13 protein-coding genes and 4 pseudogenes are annotated in these 18,247 nt (G+C 57.3%); 4 read left to right on the forward strand and 13 right to left on the reverse strand.

From position 1 onward, the window contains the following. Positions 1-207: 207 nt before the first annotated feature. The 4 genes and pseudogenes from X268_RS40760 to X268_RS40940 all read right to left on the reverse strand — a co-directional run. A pseudogene (locus X268_RS40760) lies at positions 208-402 on the reverse strand (transposase DNA-binding-containing protein); the annotation flags it as partial. A 190-nt stretch (positions 403-592) separates the two neighbouring features. After that, positions 593-1,019: pseudogene (locus tag X268_RS36005) on the reverse strand (IS66 family transposase); the annotation flags it as partial. A 427-nt stretch (positions 1,020-1,446) separates the two neighbouring features. Then, positions 1,447-1,611, reverse strand: a pseudogene (gene tnpB, locus X268_RS36010) (IS66 family insertion sequence element accessory protein TnpB); the annotation flags it as partial. 110 nt (positions 1,612-1,721) lie between these two features. Beyond that, positions 1,722-2,036, reverse strand: coding sequence for a transposase (locus X268_RS40940; protein WP_128929707.1), 315 nt, complete (start codon positions 2,034-2,036; stop codon positions 1,722-1,724). Positions 2,037-4,079: 2,043 nt separating this feature from the next. Between X268_RS40940 and X268_RS36020 the strand changes: the two genes are divergently transcribed. The 4 genes and pseudogenes from X268_RS36020 (at position 4,080) to X268_RS36035 (ending at position 10,798) form a co-directional block, all read left to right on the forward strand. Further along, positions 4,080-6,725, forward strand: coding sequence for a PAS domain-containing protein (locus X268_RS36020; RefSeq protein ID WP_128929708.1), 2,646 nt, complete (start codon positions 4,080-4,082; stop codon positions 6,723-6,725). A gap of 1,271 nt (positions 6,726-7,996) precedes the next feature. Then, complete coding sequence (locus X268_RS36025; RefSeq protein ID WP_128929709.1) at positions 7,997-8,695, forward strand: response regulator; 699 nt, start codon at positions 7,997-7,999, stop codon at positions 8,693-8,695. 70 nt (positions 8,696-8,765) lie between these two features. Beyond that, positions 8,766-10,156 (forward strand): annotated as a pseudogene (locus X268_RS36030) (type II and III secretion system protein family protein). Between the two features lie 9 nt (positions 10,157-10,165). Further along, positions 10,166-10,798 carry a CpaD family pilus assembly lipoprotein gene (locus X268_RS36035; protein WP_128929710.1) on the forward strand — a complete coding sequence of 211 codons (633 nt, stop codon included), beginning with the start codon at positions 10,166-10,168 and terminating at the stop codon, positions 10,796-10,798. Between the two features lie 166 nt (positions 10,799-10,964). Here the strand turns inward: X268_RS36035 and X268_RS36040 are convergent, their stop codons facing one another. From X268_RS36040 to X268_RS36080, 9 genes are all read right to left on the reverse strand, one after another. Further along, positions 10,965-12,002 (reverse strand): EscU/YscU/HrcU family type III secretion system export apparatus switch protein, encoded by a 1,038-nt coding sequence (locus tag X268_RS36040; protein ID WP_128929711.1) that lies wholly within the window; start codon positions 12,000-12,002, stop codon positions 10,965-10,967. Then, positions 11,999-12,814, reverse strand: coding sequence for a type III secretion system export apparatus subunit SctT (gene sctT / locus X268_RS36045; protein WP_128929712.1), 816 nt, complete (start codon positions 12,812-12,814; stop codon positions 11,999-12,001). Before sctT ends, X268_RS36040 begins: the two co-directional genes overlap by 4 nt. Before the next feature lie 263 nt (positions 12,815-13,077). After that, positions 13,078-13,353, reverse strand: a complete 276-nt coding sequence (locus X268_RS36050; RefSeq protein ID WP_128929713.1) for an EscS/YscS/HrcS family type III secretion system export apparatus protein — start codon at positions 13,351-13,353, stop codon at positions 13,078-13,080. Between the two features lies 1 nt (position 13,354). After that, complete coding sequence (sctR, locus tag X268_RS36055) at positions 13,355-14,020, reverse strand: type III secretion system export apparatus subunit SctR (protein ID WP_128929714.1); 666 nt, start codon at positions 14,018-14,020, stop codon at positions 13,355-13,357. Then, positions 14,013-15,086 carry a type III secretion system cytoplasmic ring protein SctQ gene (sctQ, locus tag X268_RS36060; protein WP_128929715.1) on the reverse strand — a complete coding sequence of 358 codons (1,074 nt, stop codon included), beginning with the start codon at positions 15,084-15,086 and terminating at the stop codon, positions 14,013-14,015. Before sctQ ends, sctR begins: the two co-directional genes overlap by 8 nt. A gap of 44 nt (positions 15,087-15,130) precedes the next feature. Next, entirely contained in the window at positions 15,131-15,667 is a 537-nt protein-coding gene (locus tag X268_RS36065; RefSeq protein ID WP_128929716.1) for a hypothetical protein, read from the reverse strand. Further along, positions 15,643-16,998: a type III secretion system ATPase SctN gene (gene sctN, locus X268_RS36070; RefSeq protein ID WP_128929717.1), complete on the reverse strand. Its 1,356-nt coding sequence runs from the start codon at positions 16,996-16,998 to the stop codon at positions 15,643-15,645. The genes X268_RS36065 and sctN overlap by 25 nt, the downstream gene beginning before the upstream one ends. Continuing rightward, positions 16,995-17,618: a type III secretion system stator protein SctL gene (sctL, locus tag X268_RS36075; protein WP_128929718.1), complete on the reverse strand. Its 624-nt coding sequence runs from the start codon at positions 17,616-17,618 to the stop codon at positions 16,995-16,997. The genes sctN and sctL overlap by 4 nt, the downstream gene beginning before the upstream one ends. Beyond that, the gene (locus X268_RS36080) at positions 17,615-18,247 is read right to left on the reverse strand and encodes a nodulation protein NolU (RefSeq protein WP_232995592.1); all 633 of its coding nucleotides are present in this window, start codon (positions 18,245-18,247) and stop codon (positions 17,615-17,617) included. The genes sctL and X268_RS36080 overlap by 4 nt, the downstream gene beginning before the upstream one ends.

The following is an 18,247-nucleotide window of genomic DNA, read 5'->3' on the forward strand; positions in this document are numbered from 1 at the left end:
GACGCTCTTGGTTAGGCCAATGGCGCTCGTGTTCGCGCGTTGATAGGAGAATTCCGTCGTGTCCTGAATGAGGAGAATTGGGCCTGTACAATCATCGTAACGTGCGCGTGTGGCGGCGAAGTGGCCGCTGAGGATGTCGGCTTCCTCCACGCGCTCGTTGGCGAAGAAGCGGTAGGCCGCCTTCGTGTTCGCCCAGTCCTGACGCGCGAACGGTATGCTCCCGCCCATACCGTCACCAATTTGCTTCAACAGCTCGCCAAATCGTTGACCAAGACGAGCATCCTTGAAAGCTGTCTTGTCGATCTCGCGCTCCGTCCAGTGTTCGACGGCGCTTTCATCACCATCATCCTGGCGACCATCCGGGCCGGCCGACCAACGAGATGTCGTTCCACTTGAACACATCAAGGCACCTCGCCGTCGCGATTCAGGTGCTCGACAATGAATCACAAGCGATTCATCCGATTCAAGATTTTTCGATCAGGGCTACCGCAATCGAATAAAGCATTCGTGGGTAATTGAAAGACGACGAAGGTCGCCTGATTGACGCATGCGCGCGGGGGCCGGGTAGCGCTATGATAGCGCTGCGTGAAGGTTAGGCAGCTTGCTGATCGGTAGGTTCGTCGGCTTGGCGCGGGAGCTTCCATTCCCAGGGCAGCAGTTCGTGCAGACGCGAAGCGGGAAGATCGACGATCCGGGCGAGGACGTCGGCAAGCCCGGCTTTGGGATCGACATCGTTAAGACGACAGGTAGTGATCATCGTCAGCATGATGGCGGCGCGTTCGGCGCCGCGCAGGCTGCCGGCGAAGGTTCAATTGCGCCTTCCCAAGGCGATGCCGCAGCGCTCTTTCGGCGGCATTGTTGCTGAGGCAGATCCTGCCATCGTCGAGGAAGCGCGCAAAGTCGGCCCAGCGCCTGAGCATGTAATTCATAGGCTTCAGGACCTCGGAAGAGCGCGAGAGGGTTTCTCGCTCGCGCAGCAGCCAGGCGTGCATGTCGTCGAGCAGCAGCTTGCTTCGCGGTGTGCGCCGCTTGAACTTCTCCCTTGGCATCACAACGACTGGTTCCTGCAGTTCTCTACAAGAGCCTGTATCCAGATCGCGTCCCTAAACGCCGGTCGCCATCCGCGCAGTAATCCAGGCGTCTCACGGATTGATCTCAGGGATGGCACGCGCCCCTGATTTTGGCGACGCCTTAGTAATTTTCGACGCGTCATCGGAAGATTTGCTTTCGCTCGCCTTCTGGATACGTACCTGCCCCGTAAACCCGGGACTTTTGCAACACTTGCTGATGACCGCGCCTTTTAAACGAAGCCACAGTGTCGTGGTTTTGCACCTGCGCCTGGAACACCGATGCAGGAGGGCCGTCCTCCATCTCTCATAAAGCTGTACGCATCAAATTCGGATATTCACCTCCTTCATGCTCTGCAGCACACCGTGCCAGATCACCTTTCACAAGATCGCTTCGGCGACCACGGAAGACGAACAGGTGACCGCTGAGCGGGTCCTTGCGCAGCACCTCCTGCACTTGGCGCGCCAAGGACGGAAAGCCTCGGCGCATATCCGTGTGGCCGGTCGCCAGCCACACTCGCGCACCCGCCGGAACCGGAATCATCGGCGCACCAAAGCATCGAGAACACGACGCAGCGCGTCTCCATCACCATCCCTGGAATGCGCACTCCATCAACCTCGCCATCGATCCGGATGCGGGGTCCGGTACCAAGATCAATCTCGATGATGCCTTGGCTCTTCCGTCGACGCCCCGATGTCGTCGCCAAAGGGGCTTCGGCAACCTCCCGCGGCGGCACAGACGGCCGACTCTCGACCGGCACGAACGGCCGCTATACTCGCTTCACCGTGCTTACAAAGCTCTTTGCGCCACCGGAACAGCTGGCTCACATGAAGGCCGGCCGTGCGAGCCACCTCGGAAACATTGGCTCCGGGCTCGAGCGATGCTGCAACTAGCCGTTCCTTCTCATCCCGCGACCACCGGCGCCGCCGCTCGACCGATGTGATCACCTCCGCCCTCGAAATCGTCATAGCGCTTCTCCTAGGATTACCCCTAGGACCTGCAGCGTTCGCCTCCGTCAAACAAGGCGGCCCTCAACGGAGGAATACTATGTAAGTGTTACGAGCGGCACACACTTTGCAATATCGTTCGGCACTATCAATCCGGCGAAAGGCGAAGGGCAGCACGCGCACTAAACGACGAGGTCGATGATCTTCTATGTCAGCGCCAGGGGACTTACCTAATTCCGCATTGAAGATTAGCCTCTGCATCCGCGCTCGTGCTTGACGCGAGACGATTCATGATCCCGTAAGTCGAGTAACGATACGGAGGTCAGCCGTCGTGCTCTCTTGATCCCTAAATTGCATCCTCTCGACACGACGCCCCACTAGACGCGGCAAGCTCAGAAGCGTGACATTGAGGACACTTGGCGCCACATCGCTCACCTCGTCCACGACATCCAGCCTCGCGAATGCACCTGAATGCATTTCGACAACGCTTGCGAACACCCAAGTGGTCCGGACATAAAGCGCTATGTGACAAACAGAAAGCCGGCCTTAGCGGCTGGGTTCTTGAAGGCGACTAACCAATTTGCATCCAGATTGCTTGTTCTTAGGGTCGCCAGCCCCGATGCTATCCGTTTCCGTTCGGAAGTCTAAAGCCTGGCGCATCTTGACATGGGCACAGCGGACCTTGACGGCTTGATTAGACGAACGGCCACGGCGCTGGCCCCAAGCGCACTTGCGCGGGCCCACAAAAATGTTGGCCAAACCGTCTTCTCCCGCCTATTGCAAGGAGAATACAGCATATCAGTCCACTCGCCTGCTGCGCGCATTCAGCGTCATTAAAATCGGCCTTTGTGAACTTCAGCGCTTGGGCTCCGCCCCTTGCACGACGAACCCGCCCGGCTGCGACATGGCGACGAGGCGCGCCGCCGGCGGAGGAGCTGGCTAGTGACCTATTGTGGGTACCTTGGCTGATAGGCCTCGATCCGATCGAGGCAAGTTGAGAAAGCAGTGCCGCATCTGCGACTTCGCGACATCGCCAAGCCGCCAGCTTTCGCGGATAATGTCGAGGAGGTCTCCATCTTGACAGCGTCGGTCCATTTGCTGGCGCCCCCTTGCGCGAGGCCGTCGGCCGACCATTCTATGGCTCCCTTGGCGCCGACCGTTGGACGGACAATAGCGGCACGTGCCAAGTCAAGCGGCTGGCGTCCAACGCTCGGCTACCCCTCCTGTGCAACTCGAGCTGTCTGCACGCGTACACATCTTAGAAACGTTGCCAGCTACCTTCCCAAAGGCAGCTACCAATCCCGAGAAGCTCCGGGGTATCGCCGATATAGGAAACGTGAATCAAATTCTGGCCCGAATGAGCGAGCCAATTCAACAAAGGAATTGGACTTCAGTTGGTCGGAGGCATCTAGGCGGTTTGCCTTGAGCAGATCGACAAGACCGAATTAATCTCCATGGCGCTGCCTAAAATTACGGCGAGCGTCAAGGCTTGCAGGTAGACAGCGAGCTATACGGAGAGCAGAAGGGGCGCTGTGGACGAGAACGTTAGGACAGCCACCAGCCTTACAATCGGATGGCTCGAGCACATGACAAACCTGAGGAGAGCGATCCGGATCGAACCGCCGGCACGCTCTCGCGATTGGCTCACACTAGCCCGTCCACCCTCTTCCTCTCCATCAGAAGGAGCCGCTCAAAAGGCTTTCGCCCCGCCCTTTCCGGAACGACACACGGCCTCCTCAAAATCCCTGAGACTCAGCAATGCCCCGCGGCCATCCGTCCACCGTTTGGTTTTGCACTCCTCTGCCACTCGCCGCGGCAATCCAGATTGTAGCATTGCCGCCAACGAGGAGGACCGCTAAAAGCACGATACGCCATTGATTTACTATGTGAGCGTACGATTTCTACCATGTAAGAGAACTATACGAAGGTTTGTAATGCGCCTTTTTTTTTGGCTATGCTGATTTCGGCGGCCGACGTAGAAAGCGCTCAGGAGCGCTTGTCCGGCGGCTCGAACAAATTCCTGCATTTTAATCATCCCGCCAGAAGGGCCGGACGGATACAAGCATGTTTAATTGGCTCATCGCGTTTGGACGTTCATCGGCGCAATTTATTTTGGCTAGCATTACGCTCGCGGCATTGACGCTAGCTTCCTTGTATCTTCATAGCCCTTTCGCAGCCACAGCGCTTGTCTATTTGGTCGTGATTTTGGTGTTTTCGCTGATTGGCACTTTCGTCGCATCGTTGGCGCTTTCCATAGTCGCCGTCAGCGCTTTAATTTACGTCCTCACGTTCAATCCCCAGATCGACGCCCCTCACGAGCTTTTGGTGATTATCGCTTTCCTTACTGCGTCCATCATCGGAACGCGCCTGATCGCAAAACTCCGCTACGAAAAGGAAGCAGCGCGTGAGGTCGCCGCCGAGCTAAGGCACAGCGCGGACGATCTGCGCAACCGAGAGAAACTCTGGCGCGAGATCTTTGAGCATAACCCGGCCATGTACTTCATGGTCAATGAAACCGGAACCGTCCTGAACGTCAATAGTTTCGGCGCGATCCACCTCGGCTATACGCCCGCGGAACTGATCGGCCAATCGGTGTTCAGAGTCTTTCTGAAAGACGATCGCGAGGTCGTTCGCAAATCCATCGAGCGATGCCTTACATATATCGGCCAATCGCGTACATGGGAAATCCAGAAAGTCCGTAGGAACGGCTCGGTGCTGTGGGTGCGCGAGACTGCCAAGGCGATCTTGTGGGCCGACGATAAGCCCATCGTCCTCATTGCCTGCGAAGATATCACCGAACAGAAGCGGACGGTTCTTGCTCTTCAGCGGAGCGAAGCGCATTTGGCTCAGGCGCAAGAATTGAGCCACACAGGCAGCTTTGGCTGGAACGTGGCCACCGGCGAGGTCTTTTGGTCGAAGGAAAGCTTTCGGATATTCCAGTATGATCCAGAGACCAAAGTAACGGCGCAACACGTCATTGACCGCACTCACCCAGAAGACAAGACTTCTGTCCAAGACACTTTGAATCGGGCCCTTCGAGGCGAGCATTTCGAGCACGAATACCGATTGCTGATGCCCGACGGCTCGATAAAGTACATTCACGCGGTGGCACGTGCTACGAGAACCGCGTCCGGGAATATCGAGTTTGTCGGGGCGGCCACGGACGTCACGACAGCAAAGCAGACGGAACAACAACTGCGCCGTAGCGAGGCCTATCTGGTCGACGCGCAGCAGCTCAGTCGCACGAGCACCTGGTCGTGGGACTGCAACCGTCGCTGTTTTGCTTATCGCTCCGCCGAAGTCAGTCGTCTATTTGGCTTTGACCCGGATGAGCCGGTGACCATTGAGGCCATCCGATCGCGGATTCATCCAGACGACTTGCCGCGGCAACAGGAAATCCAACGTCAGGCCATTGAACAAAAAACAGGGAATTTTGAATACGATTTCCGAATCTGTCTTCCCGACGGCGCGATACGACACATACATGCTGTTGCGCACGCCGTGCTGGCAAGCGATGGCTCAACTGTCGAACTCGTCGGAACGCACATGGATGTCACTGAGCAGCACGCAGCCAAACAACAATTGGAAGACACTCTTGCTGCGCTACGCGAGAGCGAGCAGCGCTTTCGTGACTACGCCGCAACTGCTTCTGACTGGTTATGGGAGACCGGGCCGGATCACCGGTACACCTTGTCGGAGCACACCAACGCTACGGACCTCTTGGCAAGAGCGGTCATCGGCCTGCGTTGCTGGGAGATTGCGAGCGACGTTGAAGAAGAGCCCGAGAAGTGGCGGCAGCATGAAATAACGCTAAATGCCCATCTTCCATTTCGCGATCTGGTCTATCGTACCGTGGGGAGGACCAGGTCACCAATCTACTTCCAGAGCAGCGGCAGGCCCTTATTTGATGTAAGCGGCCATTTTCTCGGCTACCGAGGCGTGGCCACTGATATCACGGCGAAAGTTCGCGCCGATCAGGCTGAACAAGGACTGCGAAAGGCACAGGCGGATCTTGCGCATGTGACGCGCCTGACGGCGCTGGGGGAACTAACAGCCTCTATCGCCCACGAAGTGAACCAACCGCTCACGGCCATAATCAGCAACGCCGATGCGTGCCTTGGCTGGCTACGTCGCGAAGCTCCCGACATTTCCGCCGTGCACAGATCCGTAGAGTGGATCATTGATGACGCTATGCGCGCAAGCGAAGTGATTCGCAGGGTCCGCACACTCGCGAGGAACGGTGATATCGAGATGGTAGCGCTAGACATTAATGAGGTTGTGAACGACTCTATCGCGCTGGTAACGCGTGAGCTGATTAACCACCAAGTGACCTTGCGAACTGAGCTAGCACCATCACTTCCCAAAATTCTCGGTGACCGGGTTCAGCTGCAACAAGTAATCATCAATCTGGTGATGAACGGAGTAGAGGCCATGCAAGCTGTTGACGACAGAGCGCGCGAACTGATGATTCAGTCATCCAGAGACAATGAGAGCCGCGTGCAGCTCTCCGTGACTGATAGCGGCGTCGGCATCGCTGAGGGTGATAGGATCCGAGTCTTAGATCCGTTCTTCACCACCAAATCTACCGGCCTTGGAATGGGTCTGTCGATCTGCCGCTCGATCGTAGAAGCTCACGGAGGCCGCCTGTCGATCGTCCAGAAGCAAGAGCCGGGCGCATCCTTTCAATTTGTCCTGCCAGTCGTGTCATGATTGGAATTTGACTAGCCGTGTGAAATCGGGTCGACAAGTACGATCGTGCTTATTGTCGAAAGCTAAACGGCTCGATGCCTCGACGAAACTTTCGCTCGGCATATCTGGATATCGCCGCATTCGGATCGGCTCACGGAATGCTGCAGGGCACACCTTCGGGTCGCATGGCCATCGGGTTCTTGACACCGACTGCTGGGACCGTGAGTTTGTATCTAACCTGGCGAAGTTGAATGTTCACCCCGCATGAACCTCAAACTGAGGAAGGCGAAGCGTTCGATCGGATCGCAACAGAATCGAAGCTGAGCAGACGATCACGACGCCTCGCTGGCAAGCAGCTTTGGCACTGGGCACCACCGGCTCCGATTCAGGGCGCTTTCGCGTGCTTCCCGCTCGACGGCCCGAATGCCGCTTCCGTCCGCAGAAGGATGCACGAGCTGAGCAGCAGACCACTCGTTAGATAGCGAAGCGCTGGCGATTAGCCGCAGTCTCAAGAGCTAACGCTGCGGGTTCCCTAGTCACACCGCCGGCGCCTTCAGGGCCTTGAGTGACGGCCTTAACCGCTTTCCGGCCAGATTCGCCACAAATTCCATCGGTACTTTTTGAAGGGGTCGATCCCTTTCGGGGTGTCAGCCCTAAGAAGCTGAGTTCCTTCAGCAAGCGCGTCGTGCCGCTTCGGCTTGACCGTACAAGCTGATCAGCTTGGACTTGCACGCGTTGCTGTACGAAATCCCCGGCGCCGCGATACGATTATTACGGCTCCTCGATCTGGCCGAAGCGGAAAGAGGACGAGACGTTCGAGGCCCCCTCCTTCAAAGCGTTGAGCCGATGGGACGTCCTGGGCCATAGCGGAACACATTGACGCACAATCGAGCGCCGGCACCCAACCTGCGCGTCAACAGCGACGCCCGATGCTCGCGGTTCTGTTTTTCGACGCGGCAAGCCAACGCATAAGAGCGTTGCTGCTTCCGCTTATTCATCGGCTCGCGGCGAGCTAGGCGCTGACTCTCCGCGCCGCTACGTGCATTCCCTTTGCAACCTATTCGCGGCTTGGATGAACACTATCAAGAAAATTGATTTTTCGATCCTACCTGAAGCCTCGTAAGTCGTATCCGTTCTTTACAAGGAGGACGCAGCTACTCGTGCGGTTCGATTTTCTCTTCAGTCAAATGCTCGACAATTGCAGCTGCTCGACCAGGCGGGGGGATCATCGTAGCTCCGTGCCGACAGTGATGCGCTCAGGCCTCGACACAATCGCACTATAGGCGACCACAATGCGAATCCTACTGGTCGATCAGGACGCCGCCTTCGTGCGAGCCGCCAAGAAAACCCTGTTCGTTCGCGGTTTTGCCGTGGACCTCATCTCTACTCTTGACGAAGCGGAGACCGCGCTGAGTTGTGCCAGCTATCACATTCTCTTGCTCGAGTTGGCTCTGCCGGACGGAAATGGATTGGACTGGTTGAAACAGTTGAGACGTGAAGGATATTCAATGCCTGCCATGATGATGAGCAGCCTGAGCGATCTTGAGACCAGGATCGCGATATTCAATGGTGGCGCCGACGATTTTCTTCCTAAGCCGGTGTCTATCGATGAGCTTATTGCTCGAATGCGCGCCATTTTGCGACGATCGACGCAATTGACGGCACCCGTGATCACCTTCGGGAACTTACATTTCGATCCTATTGGCCGGCAAGTCTCAGTTGACGGTCGGCCACTCAGAATTGCGCGCCGCGAAGTCTGCATTCTCGAACATCTGCTCAGCCGAGCAGGCCGCACCGTGCCGCGAGCGTTGCTAGAGGAAAGCCTCTATGCGTTTGACGATGAAGTCTCGACCAATGCCTTAGAAGTCGGGATCTATCGATTGCGCACACATTTGAGCAAGTCCGGCACAACGCTACGAATCAAAACCGCGCGCGGCGTCGGCTACGCGCTTGAACTGAAGAACGATCCGCTGCCTTGCCGCCACACTTGAAAACGACGCTCAGTTGAAGTTCCCCCTTGATGTTCGCAGCTGCCGATGGCCGACGGCGGTCACCTCAGCTATTCGCTCGCGCCTTCTGTATGTCGTTTGCTCGCTTCCTCTCGTGCTGCCGCCCACTACCGCAGCTCAGATAAAGCGCGACCCTAATCAGGCGTCGCCACGGTCAACAACTGACAGCCTTAGCGGGGTCTTGAATCTTTCCTCCTCTCAGGGCCAGACGATTCATCTTCCGGCGCCGGCGGCCAGCATATTCGTTGCCGACCCAACGATAGCCGACTACCAGGCCCCATCGAATACAACCATCTTCGTCTTTGGAAAACAGTCGGGACGGACCAGCCTATTTGCTTTGAACGACAATGGAGAAGCGTTAGCCGAGTTACGTGTTGTCGTTACCCAGCCTATCGAGGATTTGCGTGCTGCACTAAAGGCTGAGCTCGGGGACCATCCGATCCAAGTCACCTATACGCCACGCGGCGCAATTCTGAGAGGGACAGCACCAAGTGTCGACGTCGTTGAGCGCGCCAAGAAGATTACCGAGCAATTTCTGGGCGCGGGCGCGCTGGTCGTCAACAACATCCAAGTGGCCGGCTCATTGCAAGTGACGCTTAGCGTGCGCGTGGCGGAAGTCTCGCGCAGCGCCGTGAAGGAGCTTGGCATCAACCTCTCTGCATCGGGCCAAAACGGAGCGGTCATTTTCGGGTTTAGCAGTGGCAAGCCTGGCGGTTCCGGTGCGAGCCGGGGTGGCGGCACGGCAAGTGTCGGAGTCGGCGTTGGCAGCACGAACATCAGTGCTGTACTTGACGCCCTCGCCAACGAGCATCTCGCGTCGGTATTGGCGGAGCCAACTCTTACCGCGATGTCCGGCGAATCAGCAAGCTTCCTGGCAGGCGGCGAATTTCCAATTCCGGTCATGCAGGACAATCGTCAACTCTCAGTTCAATTCCGTCAATTCGGAATCAGTCTGGAGTTCGTTCCGACCGTTCTCAGCAACAATCAGATCAATATCCACGTCAAGCCTGAAGTCAGTGAGTTATCCAAAGAAGGTGAAGTCAATATCAACGGAATGTCTCTGCCTGGCCTCTCCACGCGACGTGCCAGTACTGTTGTCGAGCTTGCCAGCGGTCAGAGCTTTGCAATCGGCGGGCTCATAAGACGCAATTTCAACACCGACATCAGCACGTTTCCCGGGTTAGGCGATGTCCCGATCCTTGGTGCACTGTTTCGGTCCTCCTCATTTCAGAAGCAGGAGACGGAGCTTGTCATCGTCGTTACCCCTTACATCGTGCGGCCAGCATCATCTGCCGCCAAGATAAGCGCGCCGACTGACCGCCTCCGGCCGCCATCAGACGGGGGGCGCATTTTAACGAATACGTTGGCGCGTCCCCCGCGAAGCCGCGAGGCTCCCGCACCGAACCAGACGCGACCGGCGGAGCCGGCTTTGTTATCGAATGAGGACCGCTAATGACCTTGCGAAACCTGGGCCACTTGATTGCCGTAGCGGCAACCGTAGGCGGATGCACACATAATGCTGCGATCTATTCTGAGCCGACTGATCAAGCGATTCAAGTGGAGCAGAAGACCAGTATCTTGCGACTACAGAGCCTTCGTCGCGCCGAGAGGTATGGTCTGCGTAATTTCATTGCGAACGCCAGCCGCGGTCGGCGGGATGCACTCCATCTGGACGTCAGTGGTTCGCCCCGGCTCATTACGCAGGTGGCTCATGAGGCCCGCGAGATGGGCGTTCCCGCCTATAATATTCGCCGGTCCGCTTCCCCCGTAGATCTGCCCAGCCATTTCGGTGTCCAAATCGAGGCGATCATTTACGAAGCACGTCCTCCGCTCTGTCCATCCCTTTCAATCATCGGCCCTTCAGTAGACGACAATTCTTTCAATCCAACGCTCGGCTGTTCGATCCGCAATAACCTCGCGGTCACGGTCAACGATCCCGGCGACTTGCTCGAGAACAGAGCTATCTTGCCAACCAGTGGTGACCGTGCGGTGCTTCCGCTTACCGCACGGGGAGGTCTCGCCGCAGGCAACAAGAGCCACTTGGAAAGTGACACTCATAATCGCATTGCGTCAGAAGCCCAATGAGCACTCTCAATGGCTGAGCGGCAAGAGCATTGGCGATACTCTGGCGGCCAACTTCCGCAGACGCCACGATCTGCTTCCGCCTTTCCAGACGACGTGACTTACAGATCAAGTAGCGACTGGACGTCTTTGACTAACACGCCCGAATGCATCGCATTGCCGCGCCAAGCTAGACCAGGCCAGCGGCAAAGACTGCCTTTGCAACCCCCTCGAAACAGTCCTTCGGAACGGCCTTGCCCATTATTCCCTTTCGGATCAGCTGACGCGCCAAAGCAGGTTCCTGAATAATGCTCAGATGCAGCGCCCTCGCCTGATCAAACAACTGTGAAGCAAGTTCGTCCTCACCGCGGCATACCAAAACCGGCACTCCGGTCTGTCCACGAACGTAGCGCAGTCCAACTAACATCGCGGGGCCCGTCAGTATCAATGTGGCCCGATTGACTCCGAGCGGCGGCTCACTCGCCGATTCCCGACGAAGCCGGCGGTGTTCGCCCTTTACATGTGGGTTGCCTTCCTGCTCCTTAGACTCGCGCTTCGCTTCACTCTCCGTCATGCGCATGTCACGCAAGAATAGCCAGCGCTGAATTAGCAGGTCGGTCAAGCCGCCGATCAGAAACGCCCCAGCAGCAATTTCAATTAAGAATTTGACCTCTTTGAATACAAAGCTGAAACAACCCAAACCGCAGACAGGCAGGTACACCAGCGCCTTCCAACTTGCGAGTGAGGTGAAAAACAGCGTTACGCCGAGAAGGAACACTTTGATCAACGACTTACCAAGCTCGACAAGCGACTTCTGAGAGACAATCCGTTTGAGCCCTTTGATTGGATCCAATTTCTTAAGGCTTGGTTTCAGCGGCTCCACGGAGAACGTCAGCCCACCAGCAGCCAAGACACTGGCTAGAATGCCTGCAGCCACGGCCGCTCCAATGATTGGGGCAACGCTCGTCAACGAAAGTTCGATCAATCCGACCAGTGCCTGCTGGACCGCACTGTTGAAGGGCTGCCCCTGCAGCTTGTCGACGAGCCGCACCCCCTCACGCCATACGCCCTCGATCGCGCCCGCTCGGAAACATAGACAGCCGAATGCGGCGCAAATGCTAAGCGCGCTCACAAAATCGGCGCTGCGCGGGATCTGTCCCTTCTTACGCGCCTGCCGTAGCTTCTTGGGAGTTGGCGGACGCTTCTTCTCTTCGCTCGAGTCGCTCATTTTAGGAACTTCCCGAGCCACTCCAGCACTCCGTAGGACTGGATAATCTCCGTTCCCATGTATTCCATGAGGAAGACGGTGTAACTCACCATGATGATGCCAAAGGCGGCGTTCTTGATGGTGGGGGAGAGGTCGTTCAGCTTAATTTGCGGCGCAAACCGCCCTAGCAACATGAGGGATATCTCAATCAGGAGCAGCAGAGCCAGCACGGGTCCGGAAAATAGCAGGGCCGTGTGCATGATATGATCGAGAAGCGCTACAACTTCCATTGCCCCTTGCATTGTCAGAGGAGGTAGTAGCCGGTACACGGGCCAGATCAGATAGCTGCCATACAGGCACCGAACCATCGTCTGTAGACCTCCAGACGCAACGAAAATAGTAACCCCAGCAGTTCCGAGAAAGAGACCCGTGGCGGAGGCCTGGCTGCGCGTCGCAGGATCGTCCAACTGGCTTGAAACGCTCCGTTGCGTGTCAATGATGTCGCCAACTGCCTGGATGCTCCATAGCGGTATACTTAGGAACATCCCGAACAGCAGGCCGACGAATATCTCTTTGAGACCGAGGAACGCGACCGCGGCCAGACGGGTGGCCGGATCTAGAGTCTGCAGACCGGCCTTGACATGCGCAAGGCATGGCAGTCCAATCACGATCGTCAAGCTTGTGCGGATCATCCCGCTAATCTGCGGCCGCGTGAATACGGGAAGCACCAACATAATGCCTAAGGCCCGCGCAGCGCTAAGGCCCGCTGCAACGACGAACTCGACAGCACTCTGAATTAGAGCTTGCGCCTCGGTGGGTGACAAAGCATGCATTCGCGGCGCTCGTTGTTCGCCTCAGCTAATCTAACCGGTTCCGCTCGCCGTGCCTTAATGTTTGACGCCAAGGCCGCAAATAGTCGGCGGTGTTCGTTCTAATAGCGCTCAACGAGAGCCCCAGCCGCACTGCGAGCCCGCAGGGTAGGCCGTCGATCCCCATACTCTCATGCTCGCTCGACAAACTGGCCAGCCACTTTGGTAATTCACCGGTGATGTCGATGGGCGGTTTTGTCCTCACAAACTCGGCCTTCGGTTCCTCACTAATACCTCGATGTGAGAGAGGGGAACTCCGTGAAGATATGTTTGGCCTGTTCGATAAGCGGCGCACTCAGCACCCGAGAAAACAGAACGAGCACGGCGACGACGACGAGGAGCCTCACGGTTAGGGGCAAGGTTTGATCCTGGAGCTGCGTTGCCGCCTGTATTATGCCAACACCCAAGCCGGCCACGAGAGCTGCTAGGAGCGGTGGCAGAACCCACATCATGAAGAGGACGAGCGATCGGGTCAAATGCGTGAGGATGCTGGTCTCGTCCATATTAACCTCCGGCCGTGGCGTAACTTAACACCAACCCGTGCATGAGCCGCGACCATCCGTCGATCGTGACGAACAGAAAGAGCTTAAAAGGAACAGATATCATTGTGGGCGATACCATTGACATGCCCATGGCCATCAGAATCGTCGTTACAATCAGATCAATCGTGATGAATGGAAGATAGAGAAGGAAGCCGATTTCAAAGGCACGCTTTAATTCCGAGATCAGAAAGGACGGTACAAGAATCGCAAAATCATCCGCTGTAGCGTTTGCCCGCATCTCCTCTGACCAAACATGTTCTGTGGATGACAGGAAGAACGTGCGCTGCTCCTCACTGCTGAACTTTTTCAGGTGAGCGCGCAGCGGCTCGCTTCCCTCCTTAGCGGCTGTCGCCCAGTCATCGAGCGTTTGGTAGTGAAGTTGCGGGGCGGTAACGTGGTTGTAGATCTGCTCCAGCACTGGAGCACCAATGAAGACCGTAAGGATCAATGCAGCGCCATACAGAACGATGTTCGGGGGTATGGATTGGGTTCCGAGCGCGTTGCGCACGAGGAAGAGAACGACGGAAACTTTTATGAATGCCGTCGTCGTGACAACTGCGAACGCCAGCAGACCGAGACCGACCGTCGCTGCAAGAAGTGCAGGAATGCCTGGCTGAATGTCAGTCATTGACCGCCAACCCACCACGTAGCCTGATGGCCAGTTCCTCCCCGACACGCACGATGTCGCCGTGGCCGATCAATCGACCATTGGCAACAATGTCAACCGGACGGTCAACGGGACGGCCAAGTTCAAAGACATGCCCTTCGTTGACGCTCCTCAACGTACCCAGCGGGATAGGCCAACGGCCGCATTCGAACACGAGCGTAATCTCAATGCTGTCGATGTCGGTTTCCGAGGGCAGGGTCGATGGCTGGGTTTGGGGTCGTGTTGTCATATATGCACTCTTGAGAGGGTGGGGTTGCAGGCGGAAGGGTCCCCGCAAGATTAGTCTGTCGCCAGCAATCTCCGCCGGCGCCCACAATTTGTCCGCAGTCAGGATGACCTGACCGCTCGCAAAGGGAATGACGTCCGGCAACAGCGCATCGCCAGTTTGTGCTTGGCGAAGAAGCCCGACGGACACGCGCAGCGAGCTAATCTCGCTGGCAACCATGATGGGCAACTCCGGGGAAAGCTTGCGCATTTCTCGGGGCAATTGGCCAAGCATCTCGCCTAACTTACAGAAGGCAGCCGGAACCGGACCCTCAAGAGACGAGAATAGGAACAGCCGCGCCTTGCCCACGAGCGCCCCGTAGACGATGTCGAGTTCCAGATAAGGACCTTCCATCGTTGCTTCGTCGATGCGGATAATTTGCAAATCCTGCGCTAGCAGATGCTCTACTCGAGTGAACCATGGTTCAAGCGCAAGTTCGAGGACGAAAGAGCGGGCTGGGTCCGAAGGTAACGTAAGGCCATGCTGCACTGTCGAAATCAATGCCTCCGCCAACTGGCGCGGCACCGACAAGACGGCCATTTCGGCTCCGACGCGAAATACACAATCAAGCATCGGCGCGGTCGATTGCTGCGCCTGCCACACAAGCCGGTTAATACATATCGAGACCGGCGTATCGCCAAGGCGGCTCTTCAGAACCGTTCGCCGGGGGGCCATCAAATTGAGGCACGAGACCGCGCTATGCGACAATCTTAGCCGCGGCACGAATCGTGCCGGTTCACCGACCGCATTTTCCGCGCTCATGTTCACGGGGTCGGCAGTTCGCGCCGACATAAGAGAAGCAGCCATTAAATCAAAACGCCAATTGCCTGGCTTCGCGAGCCACTCTGATACCGGAGCAAGACCTCATCGTCCGTTTCGATTTGAGCTGCACACTCCGAGCAAGCGTTGGTCGAGCGCTGCACATCGCACTCAATCTGCTGCCATTTCTGGCTCGCCGCCGAACGCTTGGCCCACACGACCCGCGCCTCAACAACCGCCGCCTGGGCCTGCTGTTGAGCGATGCGCGCTTGCTCAAGCACCTGGCGTGCAGTTGCGATCTCAGCTGTGAGGCGTCCAATGACGAGATGAAGCCTACGGTCGAGTTCGGTGACGCACATCCTGTTAGACGATGCGAGTTCTAAATAAAGTTCAGCTTCGAGGCTTGCGCGGCGTTTCTCGGCGCTGGCGGCATTCTTGGAAGCTTTCTCCATCGCTTTAACCGCAATTTGGCGTTCGGCTTGCGTATTGGATAATTGACGAAGCGCACTTCGCTCCCTCATGTCCTTCCCCAGCCGCAATTTCGACGCTTGGCTGGGATTCAGTCGGTAAGACGCGACATCCACGTGATGGCCTCCTCAAAGCTGGACGGTTCATCCTGCCCCTGGCGCAAGAAATTCCGCAAGTCCTCGATCGACGCGATTGCTCGGTCGGTCAGCGGATCGCCCCCTGGCTTGTACTCACCGACCTTGATCAAAAATTCGGCCTCATCATAGCGCGAAAGAAGATCTCGAAAGAAAGAGGCGGCCTTTCGATGTGACACAGAGACGACCGCATCCATCACGCGACTTCGGCTCGACAACACGTCGATGGCCGGAAAATGCTCTCGCGATGCGAGCGCGCGTGAGAGAATGATATGACCATCGAGAATACCGCGCGACTCTTCGGCGATTGGATCGCCTGTCCCGTCACCTTCGACAAGTACGGTATAGAAGGCCGTGATCGAGCCCTGCTCGCCCATACCGGCACGTTCCAACAGAGCCGGCAGCAGCGCAAAGACGGAGGGAGGAAAGCCTCGCCGCGTCGGAGGTTCTCCCGCGGCTAGGCCGATTTCACGCATCGCGCGGCTGAAGCGCGTCAACGAATCCATCATGAGAACGACCCGCTGTCCCTGATCACGAAAGTACTCGGCGAGTGCCGTCGCCGTATGAGCACATTGCGCGCGCTCCATTGCCGACCGGTCGGAGGTCTCAACGACAGCGATCGTCCGATCGATGGCATTGCCAATATGGCGCTCGATGAATTCACGCACCTCACGTCCGCGCTCTCCTATAAGCGCAACGACGGTGACCTCAGCGTCCGCGCCTTTAACAATCTGCGACATCAGCGTCGACTTGCCGCAACCAGCGTCTCCATAGATTCCGATCCGTTGGCCTTCGCCACACGTCAGAAGTCCGTCGAGCACGCGGACGCCGAGCGGAAAAGGCTGCTCGATCCCCCGCCGCCTCATTGGGTTGGGTGCCCTGCCGCGTAGGGGACGAGTGTGGGTCGTCTTTATTGGCCCCTTCCCGTCGAGCGGACGGCCGAAGCTATCGATGACGCGGCCCAGCAAATCGGCACCGACCGCAACTTCCTGCATTCGCCCGGTCGGAACCACTTCCGCACGGCTAGACATGCCTACCATGTCGCCGATTGGCGTGAGCAATACTCCATCCGGCAGCAGACCGACCACCTCCGCATCAAGTGACCATCCCGTACTGTGATCCTGCAATAGGCACAGCTCCCCAACGTGGGCCCCGGGCAGCACGGCATGGACCAAGGTGCCGACGGCTCGGGTGACTCGTCCGCGCACAGCACGCGTATCGACATGCTTTGCCGTAGATTTCAGAGATGATAATGCTGCGTGCACCGCGCCTTCAGCAGCCGCATTGCCATAGCTTGGCCTTTGGGAAGTCATTGTTCGTCCTCCTGAACAGGCGGAGCAAGGGCGAGGCGCAGTGTGCGGAGCTGCGCGGCAAGTCCTAGATCGACATTACCAAACTCACTCCACAAAACGCATTGGTCCGGCGTTAGAGCCGGGTCCGGATCAATTCTGACCTTCGGACGCCCATGCGTTCCATGGAATGACGCGAACTCGCATGTCATGGCATCGACGTTCACAGGAGACACATGAAGGCGCAATTCCGCACCGCCATATCTTTGCTCGATAGCGTGACGAACCGACCTCACTAACATCTCGCCCGGATCGAACGAGCCCACCAAGTCGTTCAGGACCTCAATGACAAGTTGTGGCAGCTCCTGTTCCAGCACGGCTTTTCGCCGCGCCAGCTCAGAAGCAGCTCGAGCAACCAGCCGCGCCATTTCGTCCGAGCCTGTCTTCAGGCCTTCGGAGTGCCCGCGCGCCTGCTCGCGATGATAAGCGTTCCTTGCCCAGTTGCGAACCTGCTGTAGATACCGCTGAGCTAGCGCGCGCGTCTGTACCACATCGCACCAGATCCCAAGTTCCGAGGCTGGTATGACTGGACCCACCGGACGTATCTGCGGGCGTTCTGGCAATGCTGGCTCACCCGCGGTCATGCCGGCCGTGTCTCTGCGGCCAAATGGGTCATCACCAAAGACATCAATTGGCCCGCGGCTTTGTGATGTTCGGCGGCTGGACTCTCCGCGGCAGTCCCGACAGGCAAGCAGAGAAGCACGCGCGTACGGTCGAGTTCTGAGGCTCGCTTGAGGAAAGCGCCAAGGCAGGCATATCCGTCATGTGCAATCCGCTGCGAAAGTTGCTCCGGATCGACAATCAATTGGGTTTCGACGGCGCTGGATACATGTCGGATAGCGAAAGCATGTGCTTCCGCACCAATATTTCCGATCAGTGGAGCAAGATCATGCTTTGACACCAGCTTCAGTACCGAACGGGCATGCCAAATGCCGCCAGCGAGCAATGCCGCACGATGCGGATCATGCCCAAGCAAAGCGCCCCTTCCCCAGCTACTTCCCTTCAAGACCAGTTCACTGCCTAGGAGCAGTTCGACTAGTCTTTCCTGTAGTCTGGGAGTTTTCTGCAGTTGCAGCACTGTAGACGCCGCCAGCGACGCATCAAGACGTTCAGCAAAACGGCTTGGATGGATTATCGCAGCAAGCTCCCGCGGCCGACCGGAATGTTGGTTGAGCAAATGATTTGGTTCGTTGGATGTCATCGTTGCGGACAT

This window comes from Bradyrhizobium guangxiense (assembly GCF_004114915.1).
Classification (GTDB): domain Bacteria; phylum Pseudomonadota; class Alphaproteobacteria; order Rhizobiales; family Xanthobacteraceae; genus Bradyrhizobium; species Bradyrhizobium guangxiense.